Here is a 15,665-nt window from a genome sequence, read left to right as displayed (position 1 = left end):
ATACGCCATACATGAGAAAACACCTCAAAATATTTCAAATATTTAAAATATTGAATCACTTAAGCATCCGGGTCTTTATTACGATCTGGGTGAGTATGGTATTGATGATCTCATTGACAATCTATCTGCCACAATTTGATCAAAGAAGAATGTTACCGACACCACAGAGTGAGTATACCTTCTACACCGCCCGTATCGTCCATATGCTGCATAATATCCCCACCAATCGCTTTCCCGATTATGCTGATGATTCTCGCCTAATTGTGATCCCTGAAGATACTGCAGAGCGCTATAACACCCTTCGCCGTATTGATGATGAGGAGATAATGCACTTTATCGTCAGTACACTTTCAAGCGCCGCCGTCTATCAAAAAGAGATTGATGATATTGAGATTGTAGGCCCCTTCTACTTCCCCAAAGACCCTAATGCTTACTATCTGCTCGTCGATGCTCTACCACAATCTTACTATCTTTCACGCATCTATGATGCGCCCATTCTGCTCTTCACCTTAATGTTAATTATCAGCTTTCCTTTTGCTGCACTTTTGAGCTGGTCCTTAACGATTCCAATGAAAAAGTTGATTCAAGCTGTCATTCGAGTCGGAAAAGGGGATTGGCGAGAAGATCGTTATCTGGAGATGCAAGGTCCTAATGAGTATCGGCAACTAGCAAAACAATTTAATCAGATGGTCAATACGCTCAATCAAGCACAAAGTGAGCGAACACGCCTCTTTGCGAATCTCTCTCATGAGATGCGTACGCCAATTACCCGTATCCAATTAGCCAATAGTCTGATCCGCCTTAAGAATATTCCGGAGATTGATGAAGAGGTTGAGCGAATCAATGTCAATTTAAGATTACTAGAAGATCGAATTCAATCGCTCCTCTCCCTCTCTAAACAGATGATTATCAATCCCGATCAGTTTCAGGAGATTTCACTCCAAGATTTCTTATGGCCACTGCTTGAGGATGCTGCTTTTGAAGCAGAAGAGAGAGGAAAAACCTTAACCTTCAACAATATTCCCGATCTCATTATCACCGCCAATATGGAGCTACTTGGAAGCGGTATTGAGAATATTATTCGCAATGCAATTCATTATGCTAAAAGTCAAATTGAGGTCACTATGTCCTCAACAGAGCGTTACTTTATTATCAATGTCCATGATGATGGCCCTGGCGTCTTAGAGAAAGATCTTCCACAGATTTTCGAGCCCTTCTATCGAGGAGAGCGCCCAACTGATTTTGAAGATTATGGTGGCTCGGGACTAGGCTTAGCAATTGTCTCCCGCTTAGTTGAATCGCACCATGGTAAAGCAGAAGCGATTAATGATCATGGACTCTCCATCACCATCACCCTGCCGATTCATCCTATCGCTTATCATCTTGAAAAGGAGGCGACGTCATAGCAACCACTAGCAACCATCTATAATATTTAATACTAAAGATCCCGGCACGTTTACATCAAGAGGGGCGAATCACCGACCAGATTCCCACCAATGGTTTTGATTGCCAGAAAGAAGCGCCATACGTGCGACCATTAAAGTAGATACGTGCTAAAGTCCCATCAAGATAGAGCGCATTTTGACAATGGAGCTCCTCTTTAAAGAAGCGAGCAAATTCATAGAAATTGACATTATCTTCTGTCACCACAAAAGTGACCCTTCGCCCCTGATCTTGCGCACAGACGCCACTACGAATACGATAGCTATCCGACTCTGGAAAGAAGTAGGGATTAAATTCACCGTTGATAATCAACATCGGCCCTGATTGCACCGCAGCCTTAATCCCCTGATAATCGCCCTTGAAGCGCTGATGAAAGCGATCCGTATCGAGAATCTCTGCACGATTACGCTCTGTTAAGAAGAAGACGCCATTAGGAAGTAGAGAGAAATTCCCTTGCCCACGATTGGAGGTGACCAAATTAAGGGGGGAAAGAACTATACCATCCTCAATATGGAGTCCTAAGGGCTTATACTCTTTAGTATAGATGCCGGAGTTAATGGCAAAGAGTAGCGCCTCCCCTTTCGTCCGCAGTAGTTGTCTTAGAGCACCAAAGGTGACGTAATTCTTCCCTGTCTTAGGATTAACCATATGATGTGTCAAATCAGCCTGATTGAGATCGATCTCAACAGCGATATAACGATGCCCCTGATAACGCTCACTCTTAAAGCGCAATCCATGATCTTCACCACGCGCCATCGCTCGCCCACACAGAAGCGTGGCGATAATGAGTAAAAAATAGAGTTGTAAGCTTAATCTTTTTAGCATCTATCCTTCCTAAGCCTCTTAAGCATTATGGTGATAAGAAGATGGAGAGAATCTCTCAAATAGAATCAATAATCTATCACAATCCTACTTCTTTGAAAAAATGATTTTAAAACGCGGGAGGTTTCAGGCGGATAGTATTTAATAATAAAAAACCGACATCAATGATGCCGGTTCTTGCTCAACTCGTTGTATGAAGTACAATTCAGACAACAATTGGGATACTCATTAAGATTAGAGACGCAATGATTGTAACAATTCTTTAAGAAGCTTTGGATGAGTTACCACAACATGACCGCTCTGCTCGACCTTTTCACCACCTTGATAATCGGTCACTAATAATCCTGCTTCACCAGCAATCAATTGCACTGCTTTTAAGGTACAAAGATCGAAAGTGGGTGCATAGTAAGCTGAATAATGCCCTTTAATTACTAATGCACTATCTTTTGCAAAATCACCTAAAATACGTTGCGCCTTACACTTAAATTGCATCTGCCCAAAACGCTCTAAATCTTCCTCTTTTGTCGTCAATGCCGTCAAGAGGAAAGCATTTTCAATCTTACCATCACTCTTACCTAGGCGAATACGCTGCTCTTCATCTTCTGAGAGAACGCCTAAGCCTTTTGAAGCTTCTGCGACAATTTTATCGGCAATAGGATCATAGATCACGGCAGATTGAAGTTCTCCATCCATCTCTAAAGCGACAGTAATGGAGAAATGAGGGGTCATAAGACGGAAATTTTCTGCACCACTTAAACCCACATACCAAGAAAAACGGGGGCTATTACTTAAGCCGGAATGGTAGTTCGCATAGAAGGTGTGATCGGGATAGAGCTTTAGAAGTGCTTCGATCATATCTCCTTCAATCTTTTCATAAAATTGTTGGAAAAGTTGATCATCTGCACGCTGCTCTGGGCTTAAACGATCTAAACGATAATAAATTGAACGAATGCCACGACCTGAATCAATCGCAACCTGTTTTGCAACTTGGGTAAATGAACTCATGAATATCTCTTAATTGTTAAAGAATAAGGGCCTCTCACTAAAGTGAGCGCCACAAATAGGGTAAAACGTTCGAAGCTTTATCGAAGCTTTATCGAAGCTTTATCGAAGCTTTTATTGAAGATTATTATCGGAAAGCGTTATCAAAACTGATTATGATCTACTGAAACTCTATAGATCATCTTCCTATAGATCATCCCCAATAAAAATCGCTGATCGATACACTTCTCATAGGGAGATATTGTACCGCATCAGCGAGCAAAACCGTATCTAAAATCGCCCTCTAAGTAAAAAGAGGTCAATTCATTTTATATTTTATGCCACCGGTATCTCTTCCTCTTTCTCATGAGATGCCTCATCTTCCACCTTTTCACTCCGTTTTTGTGGGTTGCGCATCGGAATAGCAATAATAAACCAGAGAGCCAGAAGCACAGCTCCCACAATCAATACCGGCAATGCAGTAAAGTAACCGAAGATAACACTTGCTAAAATCCCGCCGACAGAGGCACCTAAAAATTGGCTCGATGAGAAGAATCCCATCACCATCCCACGATTTTGCGTGGGTGCTAAGCGACTCATCAAGGAGGGTTGCATCGCCTCCATCATATTAAAACCCCAGAAAAAGAGGGTCATAAAGAAGAGATAATTGCCATATCCAGAGACGAAGGCTAAAGCAATCATCGCAATAATCAGCGCCGCAATCGAGATTAAGAAGAATAATCTAAATTGACGAAAACGCTCGGCAACACCTACGCCGGGAAAGATCAAGATAATAGCGATCAGAAAGCTTGGCAGATAGATCTTCCATGAATCTTGTGGTAGGAAACCTTCCCCTTCGAGTAACCAAGGAAAGATGGTAAACCCAAGCGTTAAGATAAGATGAAGCATAAAGCCCCCGAGATAGAGTCGGTTAATATCGCCATCAGACCATGCTTCTTTAATCGATTCCATCAATGGTTTTGGGTTTTCTCGATTCTCCTTATGTTGTTCACTTGCCGGCAATTGCGCTAATGTAACGTAGATCGCAATCACTCCCAAAATCGCACAGAGAAGAAAGACGCCCATTCCTCCAAAAAAACCATAAATGATGGGAGAGATAAAGATCGCAAGGCCAAAGGTAAAACCGATACTAACACCGATCAGTGCCATGGTTTTACCGCGGATCTCTTCTCTTACCACATCACTTGTAAATGCCAATACAACTGCCGAGACTGCGCCAGAGCCTTGAACAACGCGCCCCCAGATCGCCATATAGATCGAGTCGGTAAAGGCGATCATCAAGCTCCCTATCACAAAGAGCGCCATCCCAATTGTGATCGTCATCTTCCGCCCCAAATAGTCAGATACGGTACCGAAGAGCGGTTGTAAAATAATCTGTGTTAAGGCGTAACTACTAATAAAGAGCCCGGCAAGAAGCGGAGTTGTTCCTGAAAGCTCTTTTGTATAGAAGGAGTAGATCGGTAGAATAATAAAGATCCCTAACATCCGAATCGAAAAGAGTCCGGCTAGTTTTGATCCTAAGATCCAATCATATCGACTAAATTTATGGAGCGTCTTCTCTTCCCTTTCAGCTTGAGAGGTTGAAATCGCATCTGCTGCAACCTGCTCTTTCACATTTTCACTCATGATGATGACTCCTCATCTTTCAATGCTAATAATTCTTGATAGAGCTCATTTTTAGCTCTGCCCGTCACTTTGTGTAATATGGTGGAGATCTGCTTTAAGGGGAGCTTCTCTGCCATTAAGGTCTCAAGAAGAAGCATATAGGAGAGATCTCCTGCTTCAGTGACTTGCTTTTCACCGGTCGTCACCACGACAAACTCCCCACGGATCTCACCACTATGCATCTCATAATGGTGATAGAGCGACTCTGCCGTACCATAGCGATAATCTTCAAAGCGTTTTGTCATCTCTCGTCCAACAAAGATCTTTCGCTCTGCGCCAAAGGTCGCCACAAGATCGGCCAACATCGCTAAAATTCGGTGACTTGACTCATAAAAGATTAAAGTCTCTGCCGCTTTCGCAAGTTGCGCTAATTCTGATTGTCTCTGCCCTTTCTTAGAGGGGAGAAAACCGATAAAGGTAAAACGATCGGTAGGAATGCCGGCAACAGAGAGCGCTGTAATTATCGCACTCACTCCCGGGATAGGCACGACTAAAAATCCCTCTTTTCGTAGATGTTGTACTACAGTAAAACCGGGATCGGAGATCAAAGGAGTGCCGGCATCTGAGATGATCGCCACTGAATCACCGGCGGAGAGATAGTCAGTAATCTTCTCTAAACGACTCATCTCATTATGTTCATGGAGAGAGATTAGCGGAATATTAATGCCAAAATGGAGCAATAATTTTGCCGATACACGAGTATCTTCCGCAAAAATTGCTTTGACACTCTTCAAGGTTTCCACCGCTCTTGGCGTCATATCTTGAAGATTTCCGATCGGGGTTGCAACAACGTAACAAGTTGACATCAATTCACTCTTTATCTATCTCGAAAAAGGTCAGTATATCAAGAGATGCTTAAAATGACGAACAGCAAAATACAGGGAAACAAGGGTGAAAAGATCGCTCAGAACTACCTTCTCAAGCGAGATTGTGAAATTATCAAACAGAACTTCCACTCGCGTTATGGAGAGATCGATATTATTGCCTTAGAAGCAGGCGATCATCCCCAAGAAAAGTGTCTCCTCTTTATTGAGGTAAAGTATCGCCGGAATGAGTACTTCGCCACCGCTGCCGATGCAATTACCCCACAAAAACAGGAGCGCATGCGTCTTACCATTGAGACCTATCTACAACAATATCCGACCGATCTCCCTTTAAGAATCGATCTTATCACCATCGTCGGTGAAGAGCCTTATAAAATTGAGTGGCTCAAGAATATTTTCTAACGTTACTTTCTAACGTTACTTTCTAACGTTATTTACGAATAAGATTAAGGTAGTGATATCCATTAGCGCTCACCTCCCTATTCAATCAACAATTCTTAAGAAGATTCATTGAACGGCGGGAGCCAACTATTTCGTTCTTTTAACCATCGCATGCCCGCGGATTGGCACTTTCAGCGCCGAGAAAGTTATCATCATTATTTAAGGTATTCATTATTTGAGGCAATCATTACTGGCGATTGAAAAATCGCCTTCTGCCGGCATACCGCTTGTAGAAGCACACAGTAGTAATCTCCGGCAATTCAATAGCCCTCTCTGTTTCTATTAATTTCAGTTAATCATTCTTATGATTCTTAAGAAAATCTGTTGAGTCGCGGGAGCAACCATTTCGTTCTTTTAACCATCGCATGCCCGCGGATTGGCACTTTCAGTGCCGAGAAAGTTATCATCATTACTTAAAGCATTCATTACTGGCGATAGAGAAATCACCTTCTGCCGGCATGCCCCTTGTAGAAGCACGCAGTAGTAATCTCCGGCAATTCAATAGCCCTCTCTGTTTCTATTAATTTCAGTCAATCATTCTTATGATTCTTATGATTCTTATGATTCTTATGATTCTTAAGAAAACCTGTTGAGTCGCGGGAGCCAACCATTTCGTTCTTTTAACCATCGCATGCCCGCGGATTGGCACTTTCAGTGCCGAGAAAGTTATCATCATTATTTAAGGCTATCATTACTGGCGATAGAGAAATCGACTTCTGCCGGCATGCACTTTCTGGAAGAGCGCGATAGTAGGATTCGGCAGCGTTCGGCCTATTTCTAATCTCCATCACCAAAACAAAAAAAGCTTACAATGAAGTGATTCACTGTAAGCTCCGATATATTCTCTTTTAAGATCGAGCGATACTCACTGCACCATCGACCGATCAGAAACTCTTATAGATGCTCTTATCTACTCTTCTATACTAATAAAGAGGCTTTAATCGCATCAAAATCTCGTTTTAAACGAATATTGGTCTCTAACTCTTCGGAAATCTTATCATAAGCATGCATCACCGTGGAGTGATCTCGCATAAACTCACGCCCAATCTCCGGCAAGCTATGCTCTGTCAATTCACGGGAGATATACATCGCTAATTGACGTGGCTTGACAATATTCGCCTTTCGACTCTTTCCTAAAATTTCTGAAAGCTCTAGATCAAAATAACTTGCCACTGTGCGCTGAATATTCGCCAATGTGATCTGACGATCTTGAATCTCTACTAAGTGACGCAATGCTTCTTGAGCAATCTCTAAAGTTAATGGCATCCCTTTAAAAGAAGCCATCGCATTAACCTGCTTTAAAGCCCCTTCTAACTCACGAACGTTTGCCCGAACCGTCTCACCAATAAAGAATTTGGTATCTTTAGGGAGATCAACGCCCCACGCTTCCGCTTTCTGCTCTAAGATCGCCACTCGATGCTCAAAATCGGGGGGCTTAATATCCACTGTTAAACCTGAAGCAAATCGCGATTTAAGACGCTCTTCCATCGCTTCTAACTCTTTAGGATAACGGTCACAGGTCAAAATGACTTGATGCCCACCATCGAGCAAAGTATTAAAGGTATGGAAGAAGACCTCTTGCGAGCCCCCTTTACCTGAGAGAAGCTGAATATCATCGATCAAAAGTGCATCGAGCGTTCGATAGAAATGGCGCAACTCATTGATCGTATTATTGCGCATGCTTCGCACAATATCTTCAATAAATCCATCACAATGTTGATAGATCAGACGCGCATCAGGATATTGCTCCTTAATCGCATTCCCCACAGCATGCATCAAGTGGGTTTTTCCTAACCCTGTATTTCCGTAGATAAAGAGCGGATTGTGTGATGTTCCAGGGTTCTTTGAGACCTGAGCACACGCCGCTAATGCAAATTGGTTCGACTTCCCTTCAACAAAGTTATCAAAACTGAAATCGGGATTGAGGTTACTCGTCTCTATCGATTGCTCACGAATAGAATCCTTTGTAACATTGCGCGCTCGTCCTGTACGGCGAGTCGTCCGTTTACTCTGCTTCTTCACTTGGTGATCTTCATATTCAGATTCGGTTCCTAATCCGTAACGAATCTCAATATCAAAACCACTCTCATCAACAATGGCATTTTCTAATAATGTCTTGAATTTAGTTTGAACACCACGAAGTACAATTTCATTTGCAGCAAGCACCATGACATGATCATCTTTGAAGACCACCTCAAGTGGTGAAATCCACATGCTATACTCTTCCTCCGACATCTGTAGCGCAAGAATTTCTAAGCAATTTTTCCAACTAAATTTCATCATATGTAAGACTCTAAATTCTAAAAATCGGCAAAAGGAATTGATCTCAAGTTGCATCTTACGATCATCGATATCGATAATCGCTATACGCCAAAGATCATCGCTGTTAAGAGGAAATCAGCCACTAAGATCAATAGTGACGAAATAACCACTGTATCGGTCGTCGACCGAGCAATTCCGCTTGCGGTTGCTCTCCCTTTTAATCCGATATAAAGCGCAACGAGGTTCGATATTATACCGAAAACAAAACTTTTTAAAACCACCCCAAGTCCGATATCAACACCAAAATCGACACCTGACTTCATTTGGGACCAATAAGCGCCCCCATCGACCCCTAAAGAGATGGTCGCAACACCATAGCCACCAATAATACCGATCGTACTAAAGAGAAGCGCTAGGATAGGAACTGCAATAACGCCGGCCCAGAAACGGGGTGTTAAGATATATTGAACAGGATTGATCGCCATTAATTCATAACTTGCCCACTGCTCTGTCGCTCGCATCAAGCCGATCTCTGCGGTCAGCGAGGAGCTTGCTCTTCCTGTATAGAGGAGTGCTGTTAAAACAGAGCTTAACTCACGAAAGAGCGCTAATGCCACAATGGTTCCAACAGAAGCTTCCGCGCCAAAGTTGATCAAGTTTACAAAGGATTGGAAACAGAGCACCATTCCCACAAAGAGCCCCGATAAGAGAATAATAGGAAGAGAGAGAATCCCTAACTGATAGACCTGGCGAACAAAGAGGCGTGGCTTCTTAAAGAGATACCAAGAGTTCATTAAAATATTGACAAGTAGAAGCGTCGCTTCACCGAGATTCTTAACTAATCCCCGACTCTTCTCTCCGGTCATGGTGATAATATTACTCAAAATAGAACCTCCTCTAACGGTTTTGTGGGGATATGGAAAGGAACTGGTCCATCTGACTCTCCATTAATAAATTGTTTAACCCAAGGATCTTGATGGTGACGAATCTCTTCTGGAGAACCATAAGCGATGATGCGTCCCTCTCCCAAAATGCAGGCATGATCTGCAATGGAGAGAACTTCCTCAACATCATGCGAGATCACAACACTTGTAATTTTTAAGGCATCATTAAGATTCTTAATAAGACGAATCAAAACTCCCATCGAGATAGGATCTTGTCCGGCAAAGGGCTCATCATAGAGAAGTAGTGCCGGATCGAGCGCTATAGCTCGCGCTAAAGCCGCTCTACGCGCCTGCCCTCCGGAAAGTTGCCCTGGGAAAGAGTCCTTTAACGCACGCAATCCGACCGATTGAAGCTTTAAGAGCACCAAGGTATTGATCATCGACTCATCAAGTTTAGTATGTTCTCTCAAGGCGAAGGCGACATTGTCAAAAACCGTCATATCGGTGAAGAGCGCTCCTGATTGGAAGAGAACCCCCATTTTGGTACGAATCTTATAGAGATTCCGCTCTGATATCGTGCCGACATTCTCCCCCATCAAGGTGACTTTGCCAGAATTAGGCAGGATCTGACCACTTAAAAGGCGAAGCAAAGTTGTCTTGCCGGAGCCAGATGGCCCTAAGATTGCGGTAATCTTACCTTCTGGAATCGCTAATGAGAGATTTTTAAAGATCTCTCTCGATCCAAAACTGAGGTTGATATCCTCAAGATTAATAATGTTGTTCTGCACTCTGTTCTGCATACTGATAATCCTTACTAAACCTCTGCCCTAATAACTTAATGACACGACCTATTGCATTCATATACCCATAGCCCACCGATAGTAGTGGTGATCACTGATAAATGTTAATAGTAGGGTCGCCGTACAACATTGTGACGCATATAACGATTCATCAATAATCCGATCACCGTTAAGAGAAGAAAGAGAATCGCCGTCCACATCGGGATTGTTAAACCTAAGAAAGTCCAATCGATAGTACTACAATCTCCCCCCGTTAAGAGAAGATCTTTCACAATTTGATAATCAAAAACTTCCGTAATCGCCAAAGTTGTTTGGGTACAGCCTAAGGTATCGACGGGATTGAGTTGAAGATAGATATGTTTGCCGGCAATCAAGAGCCCCAGAGCACCCACAATAATAAAAAGGAGTGAAGAGAGGGATGCAATAAAGCGCGAGCCTCGCTGTACAAAGAGCCCACTCAACCAAAAGAGTGCCGTAAAGAGAAGCAATATTCCTCGTTGCAGCATACAGTACGGGCATGGCTCTAATAACTGAATATCTTCGAGATAAAACTTAGCATAAGCGATCGCCGCTAAGGGCAGTAGGCCTAAGATAAAATAGATCGTACGGGGAGACATAAGGGGCGATATCCTCTCAAGCGATTGGGACTCAATATATTATCACGTTTTGTGGATAACTTCTTTAGATAAATCATCCCTTTTTAAGAGAGATCTTCGTTAAATAGCGAGCTTCCCCCTTCTCTGTTCTTTTCAATTATCTAGAAAAAAGATGCGTAAAAAAGTATCAGTGATAAAAATTATCTAAAGCGTGATTCATCAGAACCAAAGAGGCTGAACACTACCGGATCTTACTATCGCAACCTTCTAGGAGACGTGTGCCGGCAAATAGCGCTACTTTAGCGATTGATAAAGTTGTCAACGTTATTTAGGACGGGTCAATCGAAACAAAAAAGCCTGCATCACATGATGCAGGCTTCTTAAATATGGCGTCCCTACGGGGATTCGAACCCCGGTTGCCGCCGTGAAAGGGCAGTGTCCTAGGCCTCTAGACGATAGGGACTTTATGGTGGAGCTAGTCGGAATCGAACCGACGGCCTCTTGCATGCCATGCAAGCGCTCTACCAACTGAGCTATAGCCCCAGACAATTTTTGTTGTTTCTGTCTGAGGAGTTGTATAATAGAAAATTCTCTCTTTTCTGTCAAACAAAATATTGCGCAATTAGTGGCCAATGGGTGGTGCATCCCCAAAAATAAAATTTACCCCATTATTATCAATCAATTAAGATCATTGGAGTTTCATTACCACCACACAAATGGGTAATATCTAGACACAAATTATTATCTTCCCCCTATAGCGCTTATTGCAACATTGCTCTATTTTATGAAAGAAAAGCATACCTTTTAGACAGACCAAGAGAACAACCCTCATAATCATCCCCTTTTTCACAAGAGTAGACGCCCACAAAAAACCAGTCCCTTTAGGACTGGTCTCTTCTTCATTCATTAATCTTGTGTAAAACTAATTGATACGCGCTTTCTCTTTCTGCTCTTCAATCTCTTTACAGTCGATGCAGAGTTCTGCGGTTGGTCTAGCTTCTAAACGACGAATACCGATCTCAACACCACACATATCACAATATCCATAATCATCTAAACCGAGGCGACGAAGGGTCTTCTCAATTTTAGAAAGGAGTTTACGCTCACGATCTCTAGTGCGCAATTCTAAAGAGAAGCCCTCTTCTTGTGTTGCTCTATCATTGGGATCAGGAAGGTTAAAGGCTTCATCTTGCATATTATTCACGGTCTTTTCACCCTCTTGAACTAATGCTTCGCGCCAGCCTTCTAAAATTAATTTAAAATGCTCACGTTGCGCCTCATTCATATACTCTTCACCTTCTTTAATCTCATAAGGTGTGAAACCACGAAACTCTTGATTCTTCATCTATCTTCCTCTTCACATCCTAGCTCACAATTGAGGTGAGCTCGGTCTAATCCAACACATACAACGTTAGAAAATACCCTATCGATTAATCCCCATATGGCTCCACTCTCATAATAGATATCGATTAGCTATCGATCTATCTTCCTATTAATTGAGGACCTTAAAAGATCATTCAATAGAGTCACATAAAATTATATAGCTACACAGTCAATCAGTTTTTCGCTTACCATTCAAGCTTTCAATTGAGACTCGCACTTTAATTGTGCAACGAATCTCCCGATCGACTATAGGTGACCATAGATCGCATCATTACTAATAGTGCAAATCTATTTTTCTCCAGAATATATTTGTCTATTAATAGTTTAAACAGTTGATAAAACCCCAACAAAACCAAAATCTTATAGCTAAGACCTCATCAACTTAATAGCCAAGTTAATCAGTTAGAGTTAATATTAATTATTAATCAGCCTTATTAAATCAAAATTTTCAGCCCTAGATTTTCAGCCCTTTAAATTGATTCGCTTAAATTGACTCATTAAACCTATTAATACTACATGATAAAATAGAGCTAATATAGCAATGCAATATAATAATTCCGCAAAAATGATACATTAATCCCCGCTAAAAAGATACTGAGAAATCAATTATTTTTAATCATCTTTGACAACTTCTACAAAAAGTTATAACTCTTTATACTCCCCTTCATAGAGCTCACCTTTTTTAGATTCTTTCTGCGTGCGCTGTTGCTGTTGACCATAAAATTGAGAAAAATCAGCATTTCCCTCTTCCTGCATTCGCGCCATCTCTTCTCGCACCTGCTTTCTAATTTTCCGTGTTTTCCAAAAGAAGATCACCGCTAACACGGCTGTCACACCTAAGCCAATCACAAAAACAGCGAGTCCAAAAAACGCAAAGACAATGAGCGCTCCGATACCGATCACAGCAGCTAAAATTCTCTGTAAAAGAGAAGCGGGTTTGCCATTTATATAGAGTTGTTGGCTCATCTTTATCCTTCCTATTACCTATTATTTTAATGATAAGGCTATCATACAGATTCTTAGCACTCATCGAACTAAGCTCAATTACCAATTTAGTTAGCGAATCTAGTTAGCTAATCTAGTTAATATAACAATATATGGAGACCTCGATAGCCATTATCAAGATCGATTACACTTCTATCTATCGATATAATCCATACATTAATGTCTATATCTATATAGATAGTATAGAGAGACTCTATTCTATTTTTCTTAAAGAAATCTTAAGATGCATCTTTAAAAAGAGAAGTATCGCTCACAACTATTCACTCACCAGCGTTAGCAATTAAAGGCAATAGCTAACCAAAGAGAGATCGCTATGGTTAAAATCTAATGGAGATTGAGAACATCAAAAATCGTATAACGTCCCGGCTTTTGCCCCTGACTTAACCACTCAACACATTTGAGGGCGCCTTTAGCAAAGAGCGCACGATCAAATGCAGTATGCTTGATCGAGATCTGCTCCTCTAAACTGGTAAATGTCACCTCATGCTCTCCTACGATCGAGCCGGCACGTGTGACAGAGACCCCTATCTTATCCGCTTCTCGCGCACCATCACCTACTTGATAAGGTCTATATTGCTTATTAAATGCCTTCTCTTTTGCAGCAACAATATCTTCAAGCAGTGTTGTCGCAGTTCCTGAGGGACTATCCACCTTAAAGCGATGATGTTTTTCATGAAGATCTACATCAAAATCCTCACCTAAGGCCTTGGCAACAATTTGAACAATATAACGCTGTATTGCCGCCCCAATACTAGTATTGGTTGCTAAAATAACCGGTACTTTCTGCGCTAACTGATCGATCTGTGGCATAAGTTGAGCTTGATCCCAACCGGTAGTACAGATAATTAGAGGTTTCGGATCGTTAAGTGCGGCAGTAATGATCTCCGGCACAAGCACAGCATTGGAAAAATCCACGACTACATCATTCTCCTTAAAAACAGTTGCTAATCGATTACTTTCTGCTAACTCTTTACTGTAGGAGCACCCAAGCTTAAGCGCTTTCCGCTTTGTAATCTCTTCACTCAGCACCTGCCCCATACGCCCTGTAACCCCTATAATTCCTACCACTGTTTGCATCAAATCTCTCCTCTCACTTTTCTTTATCAAGTAATCTCATCAAAATTTCATCGAGTAATTAAGTGGTTTCAATGAGTGTTCTATACTACCGCTTAATAGCCCTCAATATCGCTCAATAATACGCACAATAGGTATTAATTTCTAGATAGTGGCTCTCACCATTACCCATTACTATCACTATTTAAGCATTTAAGACTCTATTTTAAAGGATTGGTTTTAATAAGTCGCTCCTTCCCTCAATATAGACCTCTGTCTAAATTCATAAAGATTGTTAGCAATAACTATTATTCACCATTTCTTTCTAACTATTTACAAAAAAGAAACCAAATCTTATCTTCAACGCTTCATTTTTATAATTTCTTATAACCTTTTATCTCTCCTGTATATTTTTATACGTTTTTATACATTTCTTATACGCTTCTTAAATAGGTAGAATTAATCTTCTTCATTAATCGCTTTCAATAACCTTTTAAGGATTCCTTATAGCTCAAATAGATAGCTTCTCTTTAATATCGATTTTGTCGACACCTCTTTTTATAAAATAATTCAAAAGAAAAACAAGTAGTTGCAATATTAATAAATCTCATTCAATATGAGAAATGATCGGTAGCGTTATCACGTTTAGGAAGATTATCGCAACGCCTATTCCAAATCAATATTTGAAAATATAAGCGTTTTTTAGAAAATCGTCTTTGTAAATCAAATGTGATTATTTTGCTGATAGTTAATCATGTGAAGTATTAGTGTGATTTTATTTAATTAATAGTTAGGAAACGAAAGCTAATAGAAGCTTAGCTTTTAGGCAGATCAAATTACCCCCTTATCTTCCTATAAGAAGTGCTTTTATTGTTTGAGTAGATCATTCTATTAATAAATAGAATCTAACCGATCATTAATGCTTTCACAATTTTCCATCGTGCATAGCGCTATCGATCCTCTCTTTCAATAACTGTTTTTAGAATTTAAGTATTATTATTTTGTTCTAAGAGACTCTACCGCCATCTATTATCACTACTTTGATGCACTCGAATATAGATTCCATCAATAGATAACCACTCCATATCAGGATCTTTAGGGGCTGTTGAACATTGTAGCTCAAAAAAGCCATCGCCTAAAAAATAGACGATGGCTACTTAAAACATTAAAAAGAGCATCAAAAGAATCTAGTACCAATAGGTTTTATACAAGATCTACCAGCCTAACATAAAATATACTGATAATTTTCTTAGCTTATCTGTTTGAAGAAAGTTACTCTTTTGCTACCAACTGCTTTAACAACTACTCATTGGTATACTCTCGTACCATAAAAAAGAAAAGCTCTTGTATACACAAGAGCTTATTCGAAATATCTGGCGGAAAAGGAGTAATTCGATCTTGTTAAGATAAGCTATTAATAACATTAAGGAAAAGATTTTAATAGCCGTCTACTTACCAACAAATTTACCAACAAATCAAAAAGTA

13 protein-coding genes and 2 tRNA genes are annotated in these 15,665 nt (G+C 40.8%); 2 read left to right on the top strand and 13 right to left on the bottom strand.

Annotation, left to right across the window (positions count from 1 at the left end; all coding sequences use genetic code 11):
• The first annotated feature begins 95 nt into the window (after nucleotides 1-95).
• Nucleotides 96-1,406 carry an ATP-binding protein gene (locus AC0SAP_RS09650; protein ID WP_473384003.1) on the top strand — a complete coding sequence of 437 codons (1,311 nt, stop codon included), beginning with the start codon at nucleotides 96-98 and terminating at the stop codon, nucleotides 1,404-1,406.
• A gap of 55 nt (nucleotides 1,407-1,461) precedes the next feature.
• Here AC0SAP_RS09650 and AC0SAP_RS09645 read toward each other — a convergent pair whose 3' ends face one another.
• The 4 genes from AC0SAP_RS09645 to rsmI all read right to left on the bottom strand — a co-directional run bounded on the left by AC0SAP_RS09645 (nucleotide 1,462) and on the right by rsmI (nucleotide 5,738).
• The gene (locus AC0SAP_RS09645) at nucleotides 1,462-2,268 is read right to left on the bottom strand and encodes a phosphodiester glycosidase family protein (RefSeq protein WP_473384002.1); all 807 of its coding nucleotides are present in this window, start codon (nucleotides 2,266-2,268) and stop codon (nucleotides 1,462-1,464) included.
• A 231-nt stretch (nucleotides 2,269-2,499) separates the two neighbouring features.
• Nucleotides 2,500-3,270 (bottom strand): inositol monophosphatase family protein, encoded by a 771-nt coding sequence (locus AC0SAP_RS09640; RefSeq protein ID WP_473384001.1) that lies wholly within the window; start codon nucleotides 3,268-3,270, stop codon nucleotides 2,500-2,502.
• A gap of 312 nt (nucleotides 3,271-3,582) precedes the next feature.
• A complete protein-coding gene (locus tag AC0SAP_RS09635) occupies nucleotides 3,583-4,893 on the bottom strand; it encodes an MFS transporter (RefSeq protein ID WP_473384000.1) in 1,311 nt (436 codons plus the stop codon).
• Nucleotides 4,890-5,738, bottom strand: a complete 849-nt coding sequence (gene rsmI / locus AC0SAP_RS09630) for a 16S rRNA (cytidine(1402)-2'-O)-methyltransferase (protein ID WP_286483202.1) — start codon at nucleotides 5,736-5,738, stop codon at nucleotides 4,890-4,892. Before rsmI ends, AC0SAP_RS09635 begins: the two co-directional genes overlap by 4 nt.
• A gap of 54 nt (nucleotides 5,739-5,792) precedes the next feature.
• Here rsmI and AC0SAP_RS09625 point away from each other — a divergent pair, with 54 nt between their 5' ends.
• Complete coding sequence (locus AC0SAP_RS09625) at nucleotides 5,793-6,158, top strand: YraN family protein (protein ID WP_286483203.1); 366 nt, start codon at nucleotides 5,793-5,795, stop codon at nucleotides 6,156-6,158.
• Between the two features lie 957 nt (nucleotides 6,159-7,115).
• On the opposite strand, the gene dnaA is transcribed toward AC0SAP_RS09625, so the two are convergent.
• From dnaA to dapB, 9 genes are all read right to left on the bottom strand, one after another.
• Nucleotides 7,116-8,480: a chromosomal replication initiator protein DnaA gene (gene dnaA, locus AC0SAP_RS09620; RefSeq protein ID WP_229821701.1), complete on the bottom strand. Its 1,365-nt coding sequence runs from the start codon at nucleotides 8,478-8,480 to the stop codon at nucleotides 7,116-7,118.
• Between the two features lie 80 nt (nucleotides 8,481-8,560).
• A complete protein-coding gene (locus AC0SAP_RS09615) occupies nucleotides 8,561-9,343 on the bottom strand; it encodes an MlaE family lipid ABC transporter permease subunit (RefSeq protein ID WP_473383999.1) in 783 nt (260 codons plus the stop codon).
• Nucleotides 9,340-10,143, bottom strand: a complete 804-nt coding sequence (locus tag AC0SAP_RS09610; RefSeq protein WP_109236658.1) for an ABC transporter ATP-binding protein — start codon at nucleotides 10,141-10,143, stop codon at nucleotides 9,340-9,342. Before AC0SAP_RS09610 ends, AC0SAP_RS09615 begins: the two co-directional genes overlap by 4 nt.
• Nucleotides 10,144-10,247: 104 nt before the next feature.
• Complete coding sequence (locus AC0SAP_RS09605; RefSeq protein ID WP_473383998.1) at nucleotides 10,248-10,760, bottom strand: disulfide bond formation protein B; 513 nt, start codon at nucleotides 10,758-10,760, stop codon at nucleotides 10,248-10,250.
• A 366-nt stretch (nucleotides 10,761-11,126) separates the two neighbouring features.
• A tRNA-Glu gene (locus AC0SAP_RS09600) sits at nucleotides 11,127-11,202 on the bottom strand.
• Nucleotides 11,203-11,206: 4 nt separating this feature from the next.
• A tRNA-Ala gene (locus AC0SAP_RS09595) sits at nucleotides 11,207-11,282 on the bottom strand.
• A 379-nt stretch (nucleotides 11,283-11,661) separates the two neighbouring features.
• On the bottom strand, nucleotides 11,662-12,084 hold the full coding sequence (dksA, locus tag AC0SAP_RS09590; RefSeq protein WP_109236656.1) for an RNA polymerase-binding protein DksA: 423 nt from the start codon (nucleotides 12,082-12,084) through the stop codon (nucleotides 11,662-11,664).
• Nucleotides 12,085-12,764: 680 nt separating this feature from the next.
• Nucleotides 12,765-13,088, bottom strand: coding sequence for a 6TM ABC transporter family protein (locus AC0SAP_RS09585; protein WP_286483277.1), 324 nt, complete (start codon nucleotides 13,086-13,088; stop codon nucleotides 12,765-12,767).
• Between the two features lie 363 nt (nucleotides 13,089-13,451).
• Nucleotides 13,452-14,204, bottom strand: coding sequence for a 4-hydroxy-tetrahydrodipicolinate reductase (gene dapB / locus AC0SAP_RS09580; protein WP_473383997.1), 753 nt, complete (start codon nucleotides 14,202-14,204; stop codon nucleotides 13,452-13,454).
• Between the last annotated feature and the right edge of the window lie 1,461 nt (nucleotides 14,205-15,665).

Source organism: Ignatzschineria sp. PL_is040 (assembly GCF_055813795.1).
The sequence above is the reverse complement of the archived record's forward strand: the minus strand, read 5'-3'. Positions and strand labels throughout refer to the sequence as shown.